We start from the raw sequence: 21,685 nt of genomic DNA on the forward strand, positions 1-21,685 counted from the left end.
CATGAAGAGAATTCTCAGCTTTTCGGCTGTGGCCACTTTGTTGGCTTCGACCGCATTCGCAGAGCCAGTGGTCGGCGTAAGCTGGTCGAACTTTCAGGAAGAGCGTTGGAAAACAGACGAAGCGGCCATCAAATCGGCGCTTGAAGCAGGGGGTGCTGAGTACATTTCGGCGGACGCGCAATCGTCTTCCGCAAAGCAGCTTTCGGACATTGAAAGCCTGATCGCCCAGGGCGTGGACGCGCTTATCATCCTAGCGCAGGACGCACAGGCCATTGGTCCAGCGGTTCAGGCCGCGGCAGACGAAGGTATTCCTGTGATTGCCTATGACCGTCTGATCGAGGACGACCGAGCATTTTATCTGACCTTCGACAACGTGGAAGTCGGCAGAATGCAGGCTCGAGCTGTCTTTGAGGCCATGCCTAAAGGCAACTACGTGATGATCAAAGGCTCTCCTACTGATCCGAACGCAGATTTCCTGCGCGGGGGGCAGCAAGAGATCATCGGAGCAGCCGTCGACAGCGGTGACATCGTAATCGTTGGTGAGGCCTACACGGATGGTTGGTTGCCCGCGAACGCGCAGCGGAACATGGAACAAATCCTGACCGCGAACGAGAACAACGTGGATGCTGTCGTTGCGTCGAATGACGGTACTGCAGGTGGTGTTGTTGCTGCGCTGACCGCACAGGGCATGGAAGGCATTCCGGTTTCCGGTCAGGACGGCGACCACGCGGCATTGAATCGTGTCGCACTGGGAACGCAGACGGTTTCGGTTTGGAAGGATGCTCGCGAACTTGGAAAGGCGGCTGGTGAAATTGCTGTCGCATTGAGCGGTGGGACAAGCCCTGCTGATGTCGAAGGTGCAGTGAGCTGGACGTCACCGGGTGGAACCGAGATGAACTCGGTTTTCCTAGCGCCTGTTCCAATCACTAAGGACAACTTGTCCGTGGTTGTTGATGCCGGATGGATCCCGCTGGAAGATCTTTGCCAAGGCGTTGAAAACGGACCTGCTCCTTGTAACTAAACCACTCAGCCCTGGGCCTCTTAGTCCGGGCCTGGGGCAAATGCTGAATATGAAAGATCGGAAATGACCGAAACTTCGTCTCAGCCGATACCTGAAAAAGCGAAACCCAGCCTGTTCCAGCAACTGGAACTGGACATGCGACTTTTGGGAATGATCGGCGCGTTTGTCATCCTGTGTATCGGGTTCAACATCTTCACGGACGGACGGTTCTTGACGCCTCGGAACCTGTTCAACCTCTCCATCCAGACGGTTTCAGTGGCCATTATGGCGTGCGGAATGGTGTTCATTATCGTCACTCGCCACATCGACTTGTCGGTAGGAGCGCTGCTGGCAACAACCTCAGCCGTAATGGCAATGACGCAAACCGAGCTTTTGCCGCAAATACTTGGGATGGGTTTGAACAATCCTGCAACTTGGGCGATCACCATTGTAGTCGGGCTGTTTGTCGGCACGCTGATTGGTGCGTTTCATGGCTGGATGGTTGGCTACCTGACGATACCGGCCTTCATTGTCACGCTTGGTGGATTTTTGGTTTGGAGAAACGTGGCGTGGTATTTGACCAGCGGCCAGACGATTGGCCCTCTGGATAGCACGTTCCTGATGTTTGGCGGGACTAACGGAACTTTGGGAACAACGACAAGCTGGCTGTTTGGACTGTTCGCTACTGCGATCGCTATCTGGGCGTTGTGGAGTGGTCGCCGCGCAAAAGCGTCACATGGTTTCCCGGTAAAACCTGTTTGGGCCGAGGCCACTCTGGCCGGGATAATCGCAATTGCTATCCTTGGGTACGTTTACATCGTAAACAGCTACGCCATTCCGACGCGCCGGCTGCAACGTATGTTCGAAGCGCGCGGCGAGACAATGCCAGAAGGGCTGGTTGTAGGATACGGCATACCGATTTCTGTCCTCATACTGATCATCGTAGCGGTTACCCTGACGATTGTGGCACGAAAAACCCGGTTTGGTCGGTACATCTTTGCCACTGGCGGAAACCCGGATGCGGCAGAGCTTTCTGGCATCAATACACGGCTGCTGACCGTGAAGATTTTTGCGCTTATGGGCTTCCTGTGCGCCGTTTCTGCTGTGGTCGCCTCGGCACGCCTTGCAAATCACTCAAACGACATTGGCACACTGGATGAGCTGCGCGTCATCGCCGCTGCAGTGATCGGAGGAACCGCATTGTCTGGTGGCATCGGCACCATATACGGCGCGATCCTTGGCGCATTGATCATGCAGGCGCTGCAATCGGGCATGGCAATGGTTGGCGTGGACGCCCCGTTTCAGAACATCGTCGTCGGCAGCGTCCTCGTGTTGGCCGTCTATATCGACATCGTTTACCGCAAGCGACTGGGGGCCAAGTGATGCAAGCTCAGGATACTCAGAAAAGACTTTCCGGCACTGGGCGCGGTTCAGGCGCGCCGCCATTGGTCGAGATGCGCGACATCTCGATTTCCTTCGGTGGGATCAAGGCCGTCGACCATGTGTCGGTCGATCTCTATCCGGGTGAAGTCGTTGGTCTGCTTGGCCACAATGGCGCCGGAAAGTCCACGTTGATCAAGGTATTGTCCGGCGCATATCAGATGGACCACGGCGAGATTCTGATCGATGGCAAGTCGGTCGAGATTGACAATCCCCGTGATGCGCGGGCGAATAACATCGAAACGATCTATCAGACGCTCGCATTGGCCGACAATTTGGACGCGACTTCGAACCTTTTCCTGGGGCGCGAGATGACGACGCCATTCGGGTTGGTCAACGACGCAGCCATGGAGGCCGAATGCCGAAAGATAATGGCGCAGCTCAATCCGAACTTTCAGAAGTTCAATGATCCGGTCTCCGCCTTGTCGGGTGGGCAAAGGCAATCAGTGGCGATCGCTCGGGCTGTCTACTTCAACGCACGTATTCTGATCATGGACGAGCCGACAGCGGCACTTGGGCCACATGAAACGCAGATGGTGGCGGATCTGATTCACCAACTGAAGGCACAAGGCATCGGGATATTTCTGATCGACCACGATGTGCATGCCGTTATGGAGCTGTGTGACCGCGCCTCGGTCATGAAGAACGGGAAACTGGTCGGGACGGTCGATATCGCAGACGTCACTGACGACGATCTTTTGTCGATGATCATTCTCGGCAAACAGCCAGCACAAAAAGCACAGTAGGGGGCAGAAATGCCAAGTGGATTTTTTGAAGGGATCGAAAAGATCAGGTTTGAAGGCGCGGACAGCGACAACCCGCTGGCATTCCGCCATTATAATCCGGACGAGATTGTCATGGGAAAGCGCATGGAAGACCATCTGCGATTTGCTGTGGCCTGGTGGCATTCATTCGCTTGGGAGGGCGGAGACCCCTTTGGTGGACCTACGTTCGAACGCCCATGGTATCCTCAGGACGATATGGGCCGGGCCCGCCAGAAGGCAGATATTGCATTCGAATTGTTTGAGCTTTTGGGGCAGCCATTCTTTTGCTGGCACGACGCTGATATCCGGCCCGAACAGGGAAACTTTGCCGATAACCTGCGCACATTGGAAGAAATCACTGATTATATCGGTGAAAAGATGCAAGTTTCTGGCACCAAACTGCTTTGGGGTACGGCCAATATGTTCAGTCATCGTCGCTGGATGTCTGGCGCCAGTACCAATCCTGATCCCGACGTTTTTGCGTTCGCTGCAGCGACAGTGAAATCCTGCATGGATGCAACTCACAAACTAGGTGGTGAAAACTATGTTCTGTGGGGTGGTCGTGAGGGCTACGAAACCCTTCTGAACACGGACCTGAAAACTGAATTGGACCACATGGGCCGTTTTCTGAACATGGTCGTAGAGTACAAACACAAGATCGGGTTCAAAGGCACTATTCTTGTGGAGCCGAAACCTCAGGAGCCTTCCAAGCACCAATACGACTATGATGCAGCTACTTGCATCGGTTTTCTTCGGAAGTACGGGTTGGAGAATGAAGTGAAGCTGAATCTCGAGCAGGGCCACGCGATCCTTGCCGGGCATAGCTTTGAGCATGAAATTGCGGTTGCGGCTGCTGAGGGGATGCTGGGTTCGATTGATATGAACCGCAACGATTACCAATCTGGATGGGATACAGACCAGTTCCCGAACAACACACCGGAAGTTGCCCTAGCTTACTATTACATCTTGAAAGCTGGTGGTTTTACCACCGGCGGCACAAATTTCGACGCCAAAATTCGCCGACAATCGATTGACGCTGTCGATCTGGTGGCGGCTCATATCGGCGGAATGGACATATGCGCACGCGGTTTGAAGGCAGCGGCTGCTATGATTGCGGATGGGGGTTTGGAAAGCGCGCTTTCGCAACGGTATTCCGGTTGGAAGTCTCCCAAAGCGAAGTCCCTGTTAAGCAGTAGCCTGGATGAAATTTCCGCTCGTGTTTTAAATGACGGAATAAACCCAGAGCCGCAATCTGGACGCCAGGAAATATTAGAGAATTATGTGAACAGATTTGTCTAACTGCCAAACTTGGGTGTTTTACACTGTTGTCAATAGTCACGCCAAGCCGCCCTTGGTGCTGAGGACACTAAGGGAGGTTTTGTTCATAACCCGACCATAAAGACATAACCTTTCCTTGATCTGGTCAAACAGCCGCAATTCTTTTGGGGTCACAAATGCTTGGCGTGTGGGTCAGAAATGATTGACGTGATTGACCGATTTAATGAGGTTTTGGCCGTCGATTGAGTCGAATATCGGTGACGTACCACACGGTGGTTGCAGTAGCGCGCCATTCAACACTCTGCCCGGTGATGACCGCAGTGCGGACTTTGCTGCCTTTGAACTGTCAAAGCCAAACGTCCGGTTTGGTCTTTTTGCGTAATCGCTGTAAAACGACATGGTCGGATCAGTTGTTCACACCGCTAATTTTGATCGAGTAGATTGGATTGGCAAACATGGATCAGGGAATTTGGTACCGGACATGGAAAAGCGGGAGATTGGGCAAAAAGAAGCAACCGAAAAATTTGGAGTGTCTACCCCGCATGTGTCTAGCCCCCGTGTTCTGGGCCATCTCGGACTAGAGTTTCGGGGACTGGTGGGCGCATGTTGAGGGCCTGATGCGGTCGGGTGTGGTTGTATTGCCTGAGCCAGCAATTGATCACGATCTGTGCCTGCTTGGTCGTTGTGAACCATTCGGAATTGAGAACCTCGCGGCGGAGCGTTCCATTGAGCCTCTCGTTGTATCCGTTCTCCCAGGGAGAGCCCGGGTAGATCCGGATCGGGTTCACACCGACCTTCTCGAGCCAACTCTGGGTTGCCCGTGAAGAGAACTCTGGGCCGTTATCGCTTCGAACGAAATCAGGCTTTCTGTGGCGCAGGAACAGCCCGTAGAGAACCTCCAGCACATCTTCAGAACCCATGCGGGTCCGAACTTCCACTGCGAGCGCCTGGCGGGTGTATTCATCCAAAACCGTGAGCATCTTGTAGCTCCGCCCATTGCTCAGCTTGTCGTGAACGAAATCGACGCTCCAGACATGGTTAGGATGCGTCGGTCGGAGTCGAATGATCGAGCTGTCCTTGTGGTACAGGCGACGCTTCTTCTTGTGCCGCTGCGGGAGTTGCAGACCTTCCTCCCGCCACAGCCGTTCTACCTTCTTGTGATTGACACGCCAGCCCTCGACCCGAAGTAGCTGCGCCACCTTACGGTAGCCATACCGGCCATAGCTCTTGGCCAGACGGATCATGGCCAGTCGAAGAGCATCATCGTTCTTCTCTACGGTAGGTATTGCATGGAGCTGCGTGCAAGGCCGACCACCTTGCAGGTGCGACGCTCTGATGTGCCGAGCTTCTGGCGAGCATGAATGACGGCCTGACGAAGTTGGCTCGTCGTCAGGCCCTCGGTTTTAGGTAGTTCAGACTTTCTTTGAGGATCAGCTTGTCCAGTTCCAGTTCGGCCACGATCTTCTTCAGCCGGGTATTTTCTTTCTCCAGGCTGCGCAACTCCGACAGTTGCGACTTGCCCATGCCACCGAACCGACGCCGCCAATTGTAGTAGGTCGCATCGCTGACACCGACACCACGACAGGCTGTCCGAACATCGTCGCCATCTGCCAGCTTCAGTTCAATCTCACGCAGCAGCTTCAGAATATCTTCGTCCGAGTATCGCTTCCGAGCCATCCCTTGTTCCCCCTTCTCGGCCAAAGTAGTGGCCCAAGTTTAGGGGGCAAAGACAAAATTTCAGTCACGTTCCACAGTGCTCGTATAATGCGACACATAGTTCTGCCACCAGCGGCAGAACCCTGCCATTTTCGCCTCACTTCTTTCATCCAGCACCTAGACATTTCATTGAACCTGACTTCCTTTTAGGAAAATCAGGGCTGATTTGCAGATCAGACGCCGAAGGCGCATGTTCTTGCTGATCTGCCACGTGGCGAACACGGATGGGGGCGAGGCAATGCTATTCGATAATGGTGGTGCGGCCTGCGGGCGGAGCCGAGGACAGGGTGTTGTCTAATAGGGTTACCCGAGGGGGAAGGCAGCGTCTTACCCCTGACGGCCAGAGGCGTTTGGCTTGTCCAAATCCCGCGGCCCAAAACAAGTGCGGCGGCGCTAGCCGCGCCGGTACTTATTGCGCCAGAACGCGTTGTTATTCGAATGAATCGGGCTGGAAGCGGTCCTTCGCTGCGAGCGTGAGATTGAATTGACGTTATCGCTGAAAGCGGACATTCATCGTCAATATTGCTCCTGCTAAGTCGCTAGGGTCAGGACACGTTCTTGTTTCATAGCCAGAACATGACGGTCTCGGTGAGCGCGATGGCTGAGAGGAATACCTTTGGGCACCTGTCGTATCGGGTTGCGACACGCCGCCCGTCCTTGAGTCTACTGAACATGATCTCGATCTCATTGCGGCGTTTGTATCGGCGCTTGTCGTATTTGACGGTGGTTCTGCGCTGCTTTTGACCTGGGATACAGGCGCATATCCCTTTTGCGACGCATCACCTTGGATATTGTGTGCCGTTAAAAGAACTCATGACCAGACATTCGACCTTGAATTACGGTGAGCCATCGGCTTGCTTTATCGATGCGGGACAATGGTCCAATTTTTTGCAACTAAACCCTCAGTCTGCACTAGCGATTCAAAATTGAATCTGCCTTCCTAGGAACCTCAAGGTCATAAAATCTTATAGCAGTTTCGCTGAATACCGCCGAATGCGATTCAGCGGGAACCAGATCGCGATAAATCTCCGCCAATGAGGCGTAGTCGCCATAGAGTTTATCTACTGGAAAATTTGAACCAAACATGACCCTCTTAGGCCCAAATTGTTCAAGGCATTCATCCACGATCGGTCGAATGCTATCTGAGGTCCAGTTGTGATCGAACATTCCCAAACCCGAGAGTTTACACGAAACATTAGGCAGATTGGACAGCGCGCGCAGATTTTGAGCCCATTCCTTCAGGCCCGCGGGGCTGCGGTCATGCGGCGATCCGGCGTGGCATAGTGCAACACGAATATCCGGCGCCAGCGCCAGCACGCGGGCGGTCTTTTTCATGAGTTCGGGAACGAGTTGCAGATCAAAACTGAGATTGCATTTTCCGGCTTCTTTTAAACCGATCAGGAATTGTGGATCATCCAGTAGTGCATTGGTGCCTGTCTGCGCGTCCTCTCCGGGTGCGCGGCCAACGATCTGGCGCACGCCACGCACGGTCGGAAGGGTCTGAAACGTGTCGAGCTGGGCGGATAGTTCGGTAGAAGTCAGATCACAATACACAACCTGTGCCATCGGCCAGTCTGGATTGGCATCGGCGACAGATTGAACCCATCTGGCTTCGTCCAGGCCGTTTTCTGCTCCCACTTGAATATGAATCGATGCGCCGATGCCACAGGGCGCGGCTTCGGACCGGAACTCGCGCAGCAGGTAATTCCGTTGAATCGGCGTTGGGTCGCCGAAGAACCTTTCCACCCCGCGTGCCATCAGCCAAGGGTAGTGTACTGCCTCGAGGTCCCAAAGGTGGTGATGTGCGTCGATCCAATGAGTCATGTTCGCGGCACCTCTGCCATTCGGGCCAGAATATCGACACCTTGTTGTTTCCAAAAGTGGAGGAGGTCAATGAAGATCCAGTTTTCGGCCAGTTTGTCCCCGGAACGCCGGTAGATATCGATCACCCTGAATTCGCCGGTCTTGCCGGTGGCGGGCATGCCCATGAAACCTCCCGTGGGACGCGCGGTGAAGTTCGGCCACCCAAAGAAACCACCATAGTGACCTTCGGCCATGCGGCAAATGTGTTTGGTTTTTGAGCGATCCGCAAACGAGGACCGGAACGGCCCAGCATGTTGTTTTGCATAGCGTTCAATTGTGTAAGTCGCCCCGATGCCCGATGGGCCCCACCAGATCATATCCTCACACCAGCTGCGGCGCAGTTCGTCCACAAGGCTCAAACCGCTGTCCCAGCGACCGAGATCGGAAATCATTGCGTTAATGGCCGCTAAGGTTTTCTCGCCTTCTGCGGCGGGCTGTGGGCCGAACATCAACCCATCGTGAGTCATCGGTCCGGGCTGAACCAGCTGCGCGGCCGTCTGAGGAGGGAAGGGTTTTAATCCCGCCTGCATCATCAGGTGCGGGATGTCAAAATACATCGCGGTCTCGGTGATTTTGCCGTTCTCGACCTTGTTGAACTCGCAATATCGCAGGAAGACCATCTTGTGTGTCGGGGGAATGCCCAGCCAGTTATTGTCGAACAAACCCATCAAATGACCCATCGACACAACCCAGACCGAGCTATGCCCGTCGATCTCATTCGCGCCCGCCATAAACACATCCATCCGGCGCTGCAAACCTGTTAGGCTCGACCACAGAGGGAGCCAGAATTTTTGGACTACATCATCGATTCCGGTCAGTTCGTTGAAGGGATGGAATCCTCGCCATAAAAGCCCTTTCTCGCAATAGTTCGAGAGTGTTTCTGCGATGGCCGGGTCCTTGGATCGACTCAGCGCGTCGTAGAAGCCGAGGACAATCTTCTTCTCGGATTCATAATACATATTGTTTACTTTCAGTAAGTTATGAGATGGTTCACATCGGCTTCCGACAAGTTTGCATTCGCATGCAAAAAAAACTTGCCATAAGCTTTGCTGAATGTCTATGCTTCTGCATGCGTATGCACAATTTTGCGCACCAGGGAGGGTGGAATGGCCGAAATTCAACTTCGGAACGTCGGTAAGCGTTGGGGCTCATTTGTCGGCGTAGACAATTTTGACCTCACTATCGCCGACAAGGAGTTTCTGGTGCTCCTTGGTCCATCAGGATGTGGTAAGACCACGACCATGCGCATGATCGCGGGCCTGGAAGACGCAAGTGAGGGTGACATTCTGATCGATGGCGCGCGTGTCAACGACATGGAGCCCAAGGACCGGGACGTCGCAATGGTGTTCCAGTCCTACGCCCTGTATCCGAACATGAACGTTTACGAGAATATAAGGTTCCCACTGAAGGTTCGCGGCATTGATCCCGCAACACATGACGAAAAAGTGCGTCGTGCGTCGGCGATGGTCGAACTGGATGACTTCTTGCATCGTAAACCGGCAGAGCTGTCGGGTGGGCAGCGTCAGCGGGTCGCGCTGGCGCGTGCCATTGTTCGTGAACCCAACGTGTTTTTGATGGACGAGCCACTGTCCAATCTTGATGCAAAACTGCGCGTTTCTACCCGCGCCCAGATCAAGAACCTTAGCCACGAACTGGCGGTGACAACCATTTACGTGACCCATGACCAAATCGAGGCGATGACGTTGGCCGATCGCGTGGTGATCATGAAACAAGGTGTGGTGCAGCAGGTTGGTTCTCCGACCGACATTTACGATGAGCCCGCAAACACATTTGTGGCGAGTTTTATTGGCAACCCGGCGATGAACCTTGTTGATGGCGATGTCAAAGGTGGTGTGTTCCGCGCTCGAAACACCGAAGTGCAGGGGCTGAACGCACCGGACGGTCCCATCACGCTGGGATTTCGCGCCGAGGACGCCAATGTTGTGGAAAGCGGTGGCGAGATCAACGCTCCGATCTACACGCAAGAGCTATTGGGCGACAGCACGATGGTCTCGGTTCGGATTGGCGGAGCACTTGTCTCAGTTAAGGCCGACAAAACCTATCGGGCCGAGATCGATGATCAGGTTTCGATCCATATCCACACCGATCACTGCCACTTGTTTGATGCGCAAACAGGCGCACGCTTGAATGGCTAAACGTTAAAATCCGTACCCGTCACAACGGGTTCAAACAAGGGTGCAGACTTCGAAGATGCACCCAAACATCCAGGGAGGAATACTTATGTTTCTAAAGAGAATCGCATTGGCTGGCTCGATGTCCGCCTTTGCCGCGAGCGCAGGATATGCATGTGAAATCGACAGTCGGGTCAATATTGTTGGCAACGAATTTGCGGCCATTCAGGCCGTCGCGGCCGGTGCCAAGGAATGCACCGGGGCGTCAGTAGAATCTAACCTGACATCGGAGCACCAAACGATCAACGTGGCTGGTTTGTCCGGAAATCCGTCTGAGTATACAAGTGCCATCATCGCCAACAGCTCGATAGTGGCGCTGATGAACGAAGACGTCATTCGCCCGCTAAACGATCTTGTGGAACAATATGGTCAGGACCTGCAGCCGGGGCAGCTGATCAAAATTGGCGACAATATCATGGCCATCGCGTTCATGGCCAATGCGCAGCACCTGATGTACCGCAAGGATGTTCTGGAGCAGGCTGGTGTTGAAGTGCCAACCACGTATGAGGAACTGCTTGAAGTGGCCAGCGCTATACGCGAGCAGGGGATCATGCAAAATCCGGTGGGCGGCGCCTACGCATCGGGTTGGAATCTGGCACAAGAATTCAACAATATGTTCCTTGGCTATGGTGGCCAGCACTTCAAGCCCGGCACGGCCGAACCCAACGTTAATTCTGAAGCCGGCGTAAACGCGCTGAACATGATGAAAGCGTTGTCGGAATACATGAATCCCGACTTCCTGACCCATGACTCGAACGCAACCAACGCTGAATACCGCGCGGGTAACGTTGCAATTATGAATATGTGGGGGTCGCGTGCGTCACAGCAGACCACCACCGAGGGCGTGTTGCAAGAGGTGATCGACGGCCACGCAATTGGCGCACCGCTTACAGTTGGTGGCGGGGATACCCCGGCATCGACCCTGTGGTGGGACGGCTGGACTGTCGGAAAAAACATCTCGGATGAAGAGGCCGAGGCCACATTCATCGCCATGAAACACGGTATCCGCCCGGACATGTTGAACGATGAGACCACGCCGTTAGCGGTTTGGCTGATCGAAGGCTACGAGCCCGCTGCAGATGCCGAAGGCGTTTTTGCCGCAGCCAAAATGGGCACACCCGCCTATCCGATGCTGCCCTACATGGGTCTGATGCACAGCGCGCTTGGCAACGAACTTGCGGACTTCATGCAAGGCAAGGAAAGCGCTGAACAGGCACTTGCCGATGTCGAGGCCGCCTATCGCGCCGCCGCCATCGAGCAAGGCTATTTGCAATAACAAGCCCATTGCGCGGGCGTCTTCGATATCCGCCCGCGCAAACTCACTGACGCGAGGATTGCAACATGCGCCATAAGACATTCCTTTGGTTCTTCCTGCCCACAGGACTTGCGATGTTGCTGTTCATCGCCATGCCAATCGTATCGGTCGTGACACAATCGATCTTCGCACCTCACCCAGCGGTACTTTTGGAAGTTGAGAATTGTACCCCCCTGATTGGGTGTACTACAGAGACGACTATCGACCAGGAAGCGACAGCCGTATTGCGCGCCGAGCAACCCTTGGGCCGGTTTGTCGGATTGGGCATCTACTTTGACCGTGGCCACCTGGCGATCCAGGAAATCAGCCAGATGTGGGCGTCCAACGAGACGTGGGACGGGTTCTTCTCGGAACTGGGAAATCTGCCTTTTTACCGGGCAATGGCGTTCACGCTTACCTTCACTTTCATTGTGACGCCTCTCACAATCCTCTTGGGGCTGGTAATCGCTCTGGCAGTTAACTCACTGCACCGGCACCTCAAAGGTCTGATGATCTTCTTTTCGCTTCTGCCCATGATCGTCACCCCGCTTATCGGGTCTCTTATCCTGTTCTGGATGATCGACAGCCGCGGTGTCATTGGCAATGCTCTTGTATACATGGCCGGAGATCCGAATTTCAGCCTTAAGGCCTCAACCGGGCTGATGTGGGTTGCCTTGATGGTTTACGGCGTCTGGAGCTCGGCCCCGTTTGCCTTCGTCGTGTTCTATGCCGGGCTACAAACGCTGCCTCAGGACCAGATTGAGGCGGCGCAGATCGACGGCGCAACGCGCTGGCAACAAGTCAAGTTTGTGGTCGTCCCGCATCTCATGCCACTTGTGACATTTGTTGCGCTGATCCAGCTGATGGACAATTTCAAAGTGCTTGAGCCGATCATCGGGTTCAGCGCCGGAGCACATGCACAATCTCTCAGCACCTTCATTTTGAACGACATGAGTGGTGAAACCCGTCAACTTTCATCCGCTGCCGCAACCTCTGTGATGACAATTATCGGGGTCGCCATTCTTCTGTCGCCCGTGCTTGTCCGCACATGGCGTGACTTCAAAGGAGCAAGATAACATGGCCAGTCGCGCACAAAGAATGCCCAAAAGCCTTCGGATTGCCTCGTCCTTGTTCGTGCTTCTTTGGTTCTTCCTGGCTGCTTTCCCATTCTTCTGGACAGTATGGGGCTCGTTCAAAGTCGAGTTGGATTTCTTCTCTATCGCTGACTGGACCAATGCGTTGACCGGTGCCCGAACCGAAGCAGTCTATGGGTCGCCATTCACCACCACTGGCTATGAGGGCGCATGGATACAGGAAGAATTCTGGCGCAATGTTCTCAATACCGGAATCGTGTGTTTCTTCGTGGTCACTATTTCATTGACCATAGGAACGCTGGGAGGCTACGCGCTTTCACGGTCAACCTATAATTACACGTTCTGGCTGTTGATCACGGCGTTGATATTCCGCGCGATGCCACCGATTGCGCTGGTCTCAGGATATCTGTTGCCCTTCTTTGAATGGAACATCTGGGGAATCCTCCCAACCACCATCATCGTGCTTGTGGCGATCAATCAGCCCTTTACCCTGTGGATGCTGCATTCCTTCTTCAAGAACATCCCAAGCGAATTGGACGAAAGCGCCAAGGTCGATGGCTGCAACCAGTTTCAGGCCTTCCGCCGTGTGATCATTCCGGTGATGTGGCCGGGCGTGATCACCACAGGGCTGTTCTCATTCCTGCTGGCCTATAACGACTTTGCTGTGGGCGCGATGCTGTTGTCCGAAAGCAACCGCACGATGGTGCCTGCCATTGCCGCGTTCCTTGGCACAACGCAAACCGAGGGCAATGTGATGTTCGCCGTTGCAGCCGTGGTTTCGGCCACCGTACCACTGTTTATTCTGGTGATGTTCTTTCAGCGTCAGATAGTGGGCGGCCTAACCGCCGGGGCCGTGAAAGGCTGACACGAATGGGACGCACACATCCTCAGTCGGTATCTGCACATGCGCACACAGCCCGCCTTAACATGGCTGCTTGCCGGACCCGGAGGCCGGGGCGAATTCCCTTTGCTTTGATGCGTGCTGGGCCTCCTGCTCGCTCAGCATCAAAGCAAATTGGAATCCGTTTGATAAGGACAGCGCCATGAACGCCCGCGCAAACCGCCCTGCCATGGGTATCGCCACCGAAACCACGTTTGATAACAAGCGGCTTTACCGCCAGTTTCTAAACAGCTTCAACCAGGGTGTCGGCCCCGCCACCGAACTAGCCGCAGTGGCGATCTTTTCGCCAGACGCCAGGATCGAAGCCAGCCACCCGATCAATACCGCCCGCAGCGGTGATGGTTACATGCGCGATATTATCGCGCCCATTGCAGAGGCCTTTGAAGGCTGCACCCGTCAGGATTACGTCGTGACCGGTGGTGAATACCTTGGTACCGAATGGGTCACCTCGACCGGCTATTTCCACGGCCAGTTCACTCGGCCCTTCTGCGGTATCCCGCCCAGCGGCAAGCTGGCCTTTCTGCGCTACGGTGAATTTCACCGGATGAAAGGTGAAAAGATTGTCGAAACTTACGTCTTCCTCGGCTTTGCAGAGCTGATCATTGCGCTCGGCCTCTGGCCGCTGGAGTTGCAGGGCTATGAGGGCACCGTTCCCGGTCCCGCAACCCATGACGGCAATGTCATCGGCCCCTCGGACCAGGAACAATCGCGCTTCACCGCCGATCTGGTCGAAGACATGCTGAAACAGCTGACCACCAAGGATCAGAACTGGCGCCCCTACTGGGACGAGCGTATGGTCTGGTACGGCCCCGGCGGGCTGGGATCCTATGCCACAGTCGACGCCTTTGCAAAATTCCAATCCCCCTTCGAGGATACTTTCGAAGGCTGGGGCGATGGCCAGCGCGAAGGCATCACCGGTGTTGGATCCAACTGCAAGGCGGGCGATGGGGATTATGCCTTCCTGTGCGGCTGGCCGCAGATCACCGGCGTGCAGGTGAAACCCTTTCTGGGGCTGGAGCCTACTGGCAAACGCGTCTTCATGCGCGACTGCGACTGGTGGCGTTGCGCGGACGGGAAGATCATCGAGAATTGGTGCATGCTCGACATCCCGCATGTGCTGTTGCAGCTGGGATACGACCTGTTTGCCGAAATCGCTGAGCAAGCCGCATGAGCTGTTCAGCCAGACACAATGCCGTTGCGCGCCATCCGGCGCTCAACCGGATGCCAAGGGATTTTCTAACAGCTGATTGATCCTCCCCGTCCACATAGAAATCCCCTTGGTAACCATAAAAGGAAGAGACACATGAAGGGCTCCCGCCCAGAACAGGCCGTGCTGACACGCGACACGGACATGAGCAAAACCGATCAGACCCGCGCCGTGATCGAGGCGATGGTGGATGGTCTGAACGACCACCGCATTGACGATATCGGTGAGTTTTTCGCGCAAGGCTTTCGTTGGATGGGCAATCAGGGCTGCGGCACCAAGACCGGGTTGCAGGAGTTTCAGGAAAACTGGCAGCGCCCGTTTCAGGCCGCCTTTTCGGATAAGACCTGCATCGACGAAGCGCGCCTCTACATGGGCGAATGGGCTGCGGCCTTTGGCCGTCAGGAAGCGACCCATTCGGGGGAGTTTCTGGGCATCGCCCCGACCGGCAAGCGGGTCGAGATCCGCTACATGGATTTCTGGAAAGTCGTCGACGGTAAGATCGTCGACAACTGGGTGAATGTCGATTTCGCCCACGTCGCCGCGCAGCTTGGCGTTGATCTGTTCAATGGCGAAGGCTGGGAAACATTCGACCGGGGAGAGAAAACTCCGCCCCGGCCCGACAATTGAGGATTAGGACAATGGCAATTGAATATCTTAAACGCGGCAAACCCGAAGCCGACCGGGCCGAAGATGACGCCAAAACACGCGCTGTCGTCGAGGCGACGCTGAAAGATATCGAAACTCGCGGTGACGCGGCAGTGCGCGAGTTATCGGAGAAATTCGACGACTATTCGCCTGAGAGTTTCCGCCTGAGCCAGCAGCAGATCGACGACCTGATCGCGTCGCTGACCGAACGCGAACTGGCGGACATCAGGTTTGCGCAGGCACAGGTGACGAACTTTGCGCAGGCGCAGCGCGACTCGATGCTGGATATCGAGGTTGAAACGCAGCCTGGCGTGATACTGGGCCACAAGAACATCCCCGTGCAGTCCGTGGGTTGCTATGTGCCCGGCGGCAAGTTCCCGATGGTGGCTTCGGCGCATATGTCGGTTGCAACAGCGAAGGTCGCCGGCGTACCCCGGATCATCGCTTGCACGCCGCCGTTTCAGGGCAAACCAAACGCTGCGGTGATCGCGGCCATGCATCTGGGCGGCGCGCATGAGATCTATGTCATGGGGGGTATCCAAGCCATCGGCGCCATGGCAATCGGGACCGAAACCATCGATCCGGTTCACATGCTGGTTGGCCCCGGTAACGCCTTTGTGGCCGAAGCCAAGCGCCAGTTGTTTGGCCGCGTCGGCATTGATCTCTTCGCTGGCCCGACCGAGACCATGGTGATCGCCGATGAAACCGCAGCCGATGCCGAGCTTTGCGCAACCGATCTGCTGGGTCAGGCAGAACATGGCTATAACAGCCCCTGCGTTCTGCTGACCAACTCGCACAAACTGGCTGCGGAAACTTTGTCGGAAGTCGACCGCCTACTGGGCATTCTTCCGACCGCGGGCACCGCGAAAGTGTCGTGGGACGAGTATGGCGAGGTGATCGTCTGCGACAGCTATGACGAGATGCTGCAGGTCGCTGATGATATCGCATCCGAGCACGTTCAGGTCATGACCAACCGCGACGATTGGTTCTTGGAAAACATGACCTGCTACGGCGCGTTGTTCCTTGGGCCACGCACAAATGTGGCAAACGGCGATAAGGTGATTGGGACAAACCACACCCTGCCGACCAAGAAGGCCGGTCGCTATACAGGCGGTCTCTGGGTGGGTAAGTTCATGAAAACCCACAGCTACCAGAAGGTCGTCACCGACGAGGCTGCGACGCTGATTGGCGAATACGGCTCGCGCCTGTGCATGCTGGAAGGCTTTGTCGGCCATGCCGAGCAATGCAATATCCGCGTCCGCCGCTATGGTGGGATCAACGTTCCTTACGGTGAGGGCGCCCCTTACCGAGAGGCTGCGGAATGACCGACGTCCATTCAGCGAACAAGGCGCTGATTGCCCCGTTGCGGGCGGCAATGTACGGTTTTGACGAAGCAGGGGTGCGCGCCGCGCTGGATACGCTGATCGCACCGGGCGCGGTCGTGCATATGCCGCATCCTTTCGGTGATCTGATCGGTCCGCAGGAGCTCTACGACACCTGCTATGCGCCGTTGCTGACATCCATGCCCGATCTGGAACGCCGGGACTGGATCGTGATGGGCGGGCCAACGGAATATGGCGATGATTGGGTCGGTTGTGGCGGGCATTACATTGGCACTTTCGTCGCCCCGTGGTTGGATATCCCGCCAACCGGGCACCTGACCCATATGCGATTCCACGAATTCTACCGCATCGCTGATGGCAAGGTTGTCGAGATCCAGACTCTGTGGGACCTCCCCGAGGTGATGATGCAGGCCAAGGCCTGGCCCATGGCCCCGTCGCTGGGGCTGGAATTTTGCATTCCCGGCCCGGCAACGCTGGACGGCATCGTGCCCGGACCGTGGGATGAGGTGATGTCGCAGGCCTCGTGCACTCACATTGTCTCAATGCTCGAACACCTTGAGAAACACCCCAGCCAGGGCGGCCCTGAAGTGATGGAGATGGAGAAGTTCTGGCATCCGCGCATGAACTGGTACGGTCCTGCAGGGATCGGCACGGGTCGCGGTATCGCGGGTTTCCGCAACTGGCACCAGATTCCGTTCCTGAACGGCATGCCCGATCGTGGCCAGTATGTTGAGGATATCACCTATCACTTCTTCGGTGACGGCGACTATGCCGCTGTTACCGGCTGGCCCGACATGATCCAGACCGTCACGCATGATGGCTGGATGGGTATCGCGCCGTCCAGCAAGCGGATTACCATGCGCAGCCTCGATTTCTGGCGGCTCGAAGATGGTCTGATCCGCGAGAACTGGGTCATGGTCGATCTGCTGGACGCCTACCGCCAACTGGGCGTAGATGTCTTTGCCCGCCTGCGCGAGTTTAATAAGGCACGCGTTCCGGGCAAAATTCCGTTCCCGGTCGGCGAGGTCTGATATGCCCCAATTCCCCAGCACCCCCAGTTTCAGCCTCAGCGGCAAGCGCGCACTTGTCGCCGGAGCTTCCTCGGGCATCGGCATGGCCTGCGCGGTTGCGCTGGCCGAACATGGTGCCGAGGTCACACTGGCTGCGCGCCGCGCAGATGCGCTGCGCGATATCGCCGAGGAAATGAGCGCCCGTGGCTGGGCTGCCCATGTGCTTGAACTGGATGTCTCGGACGTGGCGGCAACGGCCGAGGCTGTGGCGCAGAACGGACCGTTTGATGTATTGCTGAATTCGGCAGGTCTGGCCCGGCACGGTAAGGCTGTGGACACGCGATCGGATGATTTCGATGCCGTGATGGGGGTGAATGTCCGGGGCGCCTATTTCCTGACGCAAGCTGTTGCCAAAGGCCTGCTTGACGCTGGACGCCCCGGTTCGCTGATCAATATCTCCAGCCAGATGGGCCATGTGGGCGGTCGCGAGCGCGCTGTCTATTGTGCGTCGAAATTCGCGGTCGAAGGGTTCACCAAGGCGATGGCGTTGGAGTTCGGACCCGCAAAGATCCGCGTCAACACGATCTGCCCCACCTTCATCCTGACCGAGTTGACCAAATCCACCTTCGACGATCCAGACAAACGCGCCTGGATCCTGGACAAGATCAAACTTGGCCGACCGGGTGAGATTGAGGATATCATGGGGGCTGTGGTCTATTTGGCCTCGGATGCGTCAGCGTTGGTGACCGGCACAGCAATTTTGATCGACGGAGGTTGGACGGCAGACTGATGGCGGTGCACAAAGTTACATCCATGGACGTTGCCCGGATGGCTGGGGTCAGCCAATCCGCAGTCAGCCGGGTGTTTACGCCGGGCGCTTCGGCTTCGCCCAAGACGGTTGCTAAGGTACGCAAAGCGGCAGAGGCATTGGGATATCGGCCCAACGTGCTTGCCCGAGCCATGGTCTCGGGCAAAAGCGGCATCATCGGTCTGGTCGTGGCATACCTGAACAATCAGTTCTATCCAGAAGCGCTGGAAAAACTGTCGAACGCCTTACAGGAGCGCGGGTATCATGTGCTGATATTCATGGCTTCTAATTCGGCCCAGAACATCGATAAGATTGTTGGCGAAATCCTGGATTTTCAGGTCGATGGGATCGTTGCTGCTTCGGTCGCGCTGTCATCCGATCTGTCTGATCGCTGCCGGGCGGCCGGGGTGCCCATGGTTCTGTTCAATCGTGGGCAGGATGATCCCACGATGTCATCGGTTACATCGGATAACCAGGCCGGAGGACGTAAGGTCGCCGAATTCCTGCTGGCCGCAGGGCACAAGAAAATCAGCTATGTCGCCGGTTGGGAAGGCGCGTCGACCCAGCGGGACCGCGAGGCCGGTTTTGTCGCGGCCCTGCACCAAGCGGGCGCGACGCTACATAGCCGCGAAGTTGGCAACTTTGGGGCGGAAGACGCTCGGGGCGCAACCCGCAGGATGTTTGCCTCGGACCCGCCTGATGCTGTCTTCGTCGCCAACGATCATATGGCGATTGCGGTGATGGACACGCTCCGGTTCGAGTTGGGCCTGAATATCCCCGAAGACGTTTCGGTGGTGGGGTATGATGATGTCGCCGTTGCGGCCTGGCCCAGCTATGACCTGACAACAGTCCGACAGCCCGCCAACCGCATGGTGGCGGAAACGGTGGACATTCTGCTCAGTAAAATCGACGACCCGCAGATAGAGCCCAAGCAGCTTGAGATCGACGGACCACTGATCATTCGCGGCTCGGCCCGCATTCCTGAAGGATGGCAAACATGAAGGGATTTGATCCCAAATTCAAAGACTTTCCCGACTATATTATCGGGATTACTAAAGAGATATGGGAAGATCGTGGAATTGCCACTTTGCACCATTATTATGCGCCGGATATCGTTGTGCGTTCGCCCGGTTCGGTTGTGGTTGGCAATCAGGGAGTTATCGCCGCCACGATGGCAACCCTTGCCGAGTTTCCGGATCGTACATTGCTTGGCGAGGATGTGATCTGGTCGGGCACACCGGAAGAGGGCATGCTGTCGTCGCACCGCCTGCTGTCCACGGCAACGCATTTGGGCGACGGCGTTTATGGCAAGGCGACCGGCAAAAAGCTGGTTTATCGCATCCTCGCCGATTGCCACGCAATCAATAACCAGATCAACGACGAATGGCTGATCCGCGACCAAAGCGCGATTGTCCAACAGATGGGCTGGGATCCCAAGGAATACGCCCGCGACCTGATCGCCCGCGAGGGCGGACATGACGCCTGTATTCAGCCTTACACGCCCGCAAACGATCAGCCTGGCCCTTATAAAGGCCATGGCAACGACAACGAATGGGGCCAAAAATATGCCGACATTCTGACCCGGATCATGAATGCCGATATGGGTGTGATCGAGGAAGAGTATGACCGCGCCGTCCTCTCGGAATATCCCGGTGGCACCACAGGGCATAGCTGGGGGCCGGTGGATCGGTTCTGGATGGGGCTGCGCGCGTCTTTCCCGAATGCAGAATTCAAAATCCATCACCAAATTGGTCGCGACGATCCGATGATGCCACCGCGCGCGGCGATCCGCTGGACGCTGCGCGGCAAGCATGACGGCTGGGGCGTTTTCGGCGTGCCGACCGCGACCGAGGTCTTTGTGCTGGGCATCAGTCAGGCCGAGTTCGGCCCCTGGGGTCTGCGTAAGGAATACACCCTGTTTGACGAAACCTCGATCTGGAAACAGATTCTGCTGAAAACCGGCGATCTCTAGAATGTCGCTCCGTATCTCAAATCTGGATGCCGGGCAGGTGTTGCGGCGGTTCCACGCCCACCGCGCCAGCCTGCGTGCCCGGCGGCTGAACAATCGTCCGCCGGGAGGTTTGGTTTGATCCGATCAAACCCAAATCAAAAGGAGAAAAGATATGAGTACCATCGAAAGCCGCATCGTCCGTTATGGCGAACTGAAGCCTTGTAAAACCGCGTTCATCGACGCGCACACACCGGGGTCTGACCAGAAGGAGAACTTTACCATTATTGGTGGCGGGGTTAGCGAAAGCCCCGATCAGCACGTCCACATCACCGACAAGATCGGGTTCAACATCGGCGCAGCGGGGCAACCGCCTAAATGCCGCAATTCACTGCATAGTCACACCACCGCCGAGGTCTTCTTTGTCGCCAAGGGCCGCTGGCGGTTCTTCTGGGGTCGTTACGGCACTGCAGGTGAGTTCATCGCCGAAGAAGGTGACATCTTCAACATCCCGACCGGCATCTTCCGCGGGTTCGAGAATGTAGGCCAGGACTACGGCATGATCATGTCGATGCTGGGCGGCGACGACGCTGGTGGCGGTGTGACCTGGGCTCCGCAAGTCATTCAGGACGCGCAGGCCCATGGCCTGGTTCTGGGTAATAACGGCGTACTCTATGACAGCAAAAAGGGCGAGGAATTGCCGCACAACGTGCAGCCCATGCCGTTGCTGACCGAGGAAGAGCTGAAAGCGTATCCCGAGGTTCCCGTTGATGCGGTGATCGGAAAATATGTCGCCCGCTACTGGGATCTGATGGCGCTGTCGGTGGACAAGCCGACAATGGTGATCGGTGAGAATGGCCTGATCAAGGACAAGCCCGGTTTCGAGGTCGATTTCCTGACACGCGGTTCGGCCGTTGCTGATAAGGTCAAGGCGGACAAGCCTGTGGTTCTGATGCCGGCCAGCGGCCATTGGCGTATCAGGATCAATGAGGTCGAAGTAACCCTGTCCAACGGCGATACCGCACTGGTTCTGCCTGGCGAAAGCTACAGCGCCGAGCCGTCGATGACCGGCGAAACGGGTCTGTATCGTATCACTGCCACCGACGATCCGGCTGGAGCGACCTGGACAGGTGCATGACGCCAAAATTGCGTGTCCCGATTTCAATCGCGGCATGCTCAGCA

Annotated in this window: 20 protein-coding genes and 1 pseudogene; 16 read left to right on the forward strand and 5 right to left on the reverse strand. The window is 56.1% G+C overall.

Features of this window, described 5'->3' with window-relative positions:
- Position 1: 1 nt before the first annotated feature.
- The 4 genes from xylF to xylA all read left to right on the forward strand — a co-directional run bounded on the left by xylF (position 2) and on the right by xylA (position 4,503).
- Entirely contained in the window at positions 2 to 1,021 is a 1,020-nt protein-coding gene (gene xylF / locus ACR3EJ_RS21350) for a D-xylose ABC transporter substrate-binding protein (RefSeq protein ID WP_155150139.1), read from the forward strand.
- A 63-nt stretch (positions 1,022 to 1,084) separates the two neighbouring features.
- The gene (locus ACR3EJ_RS21355; protein WP_170332141.1) at positions 1,085 to 2,383 is read left to right on the forward strand and encodes a sugar ABC transporter permease; all 1,299 of its coding nucleotides are present in this window, start codon (positions 1,085 to 1,087) and stop codon (positions 2,381 to 2,383) included.
- Entirely contained in the window at positions 2,383 to 3,186 is an 804-nt protein-coding gene (locus ACR3EJ_RS21360) for an ATP-binding cassette domain-containing protein (RefSeq protein ID WP_170546351.1), read from the forward strand. Before ACR3EJ_RS21355 ends, ACR3EJ_RS21360 begins: the two co-directional genes overlap by 1 nt.
- Positions 3,187 to 3,195: 9 nt before the next feature.
- Entirely contained in the window at positions 3,196 to 4,503 is a 1,308-nt protein-coding gene (gene xylA, locus ACR3EJ_RS21365) for a xylose isomerase (protein WP_170546348.1), read from the forward strand.
- Between the two features lie 527 nt (positions 4,504 to 5,030).
- Here the strand turns inward: xylA and ACR3EJ_RS21370 are convergent.
- The 5 genes and pseudogenes from ACR3EJ_RS21370 to ACR3EJ_RS21390 all read right to left on the reverse strand — a co-directional run bounded on the left by ACR3EJ_RS21370 (position 5,031) and on the right by ACR3EJ_RS21390 (position 9,020).
- Entirely contained in the window at positions 5,031 to 5,819 is a 789-nt protein-coding gene (locus ACR3EJ_RS21370) for an IS3 family transposase (protein WP_480423648.1), read from the reverse strand.
- A 52-nt stretch (positions 5,820 to 5,871) separates the two neighbouring features.
- The gene (locus ACR3EJ_RS21375; RefSeq protein WP_170703282.1) at positions 5,872 to 6,159 is read right to left on the reverse strand and encodes a transposase; all 288 of its coding nucleotides are present in this window, start codon (positions 6,157 to 6,159) and stop codon (positions 5,872 to 5,874) included.
- Between the two features lie 602 nt (positions 6,160 to 6,761).
- Positions 6,762 to 6,968 (reverse strand): annotated as a pseudogene (locus ACR3EJ_RS21380) (transposase); the annotation flags it as partial.
- A 142-nt stretch (positions 6,969 to 7,110) separates the two neighbouring features.
- Entirely contained in the window at positions 7,111 to 8,022 is a 912-nt protein-coding gene (locus ACR3EJ_RS21385; RefSeq protein ID WP_170546345.1) for an amidohydrolase family protein, read from the reverse strand.
- Entirely contained in the window at positions 8,019 to 9,020 is a 1,002-nt protein-coding gene (locus ACR3EJ_RS21390; protein WP_170546342.1) for an ester cyclase, read from the reverse strand. Before ACR3EJ_RS21390 ends, ACR3EJ_RS21385 begins: the two co-directional genes overlap by 4 nt.
- 147 nt (positions 9,021 to 9,167) lie before the next feature.
- Here ACR3EJ_RS21390 and ACR3EJ_RS21395 point away from each other — a divergent pair, with 147 nt between their 5' ends.
- From ACR3EJ_RS21395 to ACR3EJ_RS21450, 12 genes are all read left to right on the forward strand, one after another.
- Positions 9,168 to 10,217, forward strand: coding sequence for an ABC transporter ATP-binding protein (locus ACR3EJ_RS21395; protein ID WP_010442382.1), 1,050 nt, complete (start codon positions 9,168 to 9,170; stop codon positions 10,215 to 10,217).
- A gap of 85 nt (positions 10,218 to 10,302) precedes the next feature.
- Positions 10,303 to 11,529 (forward strand): ABC transporter substrate-binding protein, encoded by a 1,227-nt coding sequence (locus tag ACR3EJ_RS21400; RefSeq protein ID WP_170546338.1) that lies wholly within the window; start codon positions 10,303 to 10,305, stop codon positions 11,527 to 11,529.
- Between the two features lie 65 nt (positions 11,530 to 11,594).
- Positions 11,595 to 12,623 (forward strand): carbohydrate ABC transporter permease, encoded by a 1,029-nt coding sequence (locus ACR3EJ_RS21405; protein ID WP_170546335.1) that lies wholly within the window; start codon positions 11,595 to 11,597, stop codon positions 12,621 to 12,623.
- Between the two features lies 1 nt (position 12,624).
- Complete coding sequence (locus tag ACR3EJ_RS21410; protein ID WP_010442385.1) at positions 12,625 to 13,506, forward strand: carbohydrate ABC transporter permease; 882 nt, start codon at positions 12,625 to 12,627, stop codon at positions 13,504 to 13,506.
- 178 nt (positions 13,507 to 13,684) lie between these two features.
- On the forward strand, positions 13,685 to 14,713 hold the full coding sequence (locus ACR3EJ_RS21415) for a nuclear transport factor 2 family protein (protein WP_170546332.1): 1,029 nt from the start codon (positions 13,685 to 13,687) through the stop codon (positions 14,711 to 14,713).
- Positions 14,714 to 14,845: 132 nt separating this feature from the next.
- Positions 14,846 to 15,376 carry an ester cyclase gene (locus tag ACR3EJ_RS21420; RefSeq protein WP_170546329.1) on the forward strand — a complete coding sequence of 177 codons (531 nt, stop codon included), beginning with the start codon at positions 14,846 to 14,848 and terminating at the stop codon, positions 15,374 to 15,376.
- Between the two features lie 11 nt (positions 15,377 to 15,387).
- Positions 15,388 to 16,719 carry a histidinol dehydrogenase gene (hisD, locus tag ACR3EJ_RS21425; RefSeq protein WP_170546326.1) on the forward strand — a complete coding sequence of 444 codons (1,332 nt, stop codon included), beginning with the start codon at positions 15,388 to 15,390 and terminating at the stop codon, positions 16,717 to 16,719.
- Positions 16,716 to 17,768, forward strand: coding sequence for an ester cyclase (locus ACR3EJ_RS21430; protein ID WP_170546323.1), 1,053 nt, complete (start codon positions 16,716 to 16,718; stop codon positions 17,766 to 17,768). The genes hisD and ACR3EJ_RS21430 overlap by 4 nt, the downstream gene beginning before the upstream one ends.
- Before the next feature lies 1 nt (position 17,769).
- A complete protein-coding gene (locus ACR3EJ_RS21435) occupies positions 17,770 to 18,537 on the forward strand; it encodes an SDR family NAD(P)-dependent oxidoreductase (protein WP_170546320.1) in 768 nt (255 codons plus the stop codon).
- Positions 18,537 to 19,556: a LacI family DNA-binding transcriptional regulator gene (locus ACR3EJ_RS21440; protein ID WP_170546317.1), complete on the forward strand. Its 1,020-nt coding sequence runs from the start codon at positions 18,537 to 18,539 to the stop codon at positions 19,554 to 19,556. The genes ACR3EJ_RS21435 and ACR3EJ_RS21440 overlap by 1 nt, the downstream gene beginning before the upstream one ends.
- Entirely contained in the window at positions 19,553 to 20,527 is a 975-nt protein-coding gene (locus ACR3EJ_RS21445) for a nuclear transport factor 2 family protein (RefSeq protein WP_170546314.1), read from the forward strand. Before ACR3EJ_RS21440 ends, ACR3EJ_RS21445 begins: the two co-directional genes overlap by 4 nt.
- Before the next feature lie 151 nt (positions 20,528 to 20,678).
- Positions 20,679 to 21,641 carry a cupin domain-containing protein gene (locus ACR3EJ_RS21450; protein ID WP_170546310.1) on the forward strand — a complete coding sequence of 321 codons (963 nt, stop codon included), beginning with the start codon at positions 20,679 to 20,681 and terminating at the stop codon, positions 21,639 to 21,641.
- Positions 21,642 to 21,685 lie beyond the last annotated feature (44 nt).

The sequence above is a fragment of the Ruegeria sp. AB11 genome, assembly GCF_056536325.1.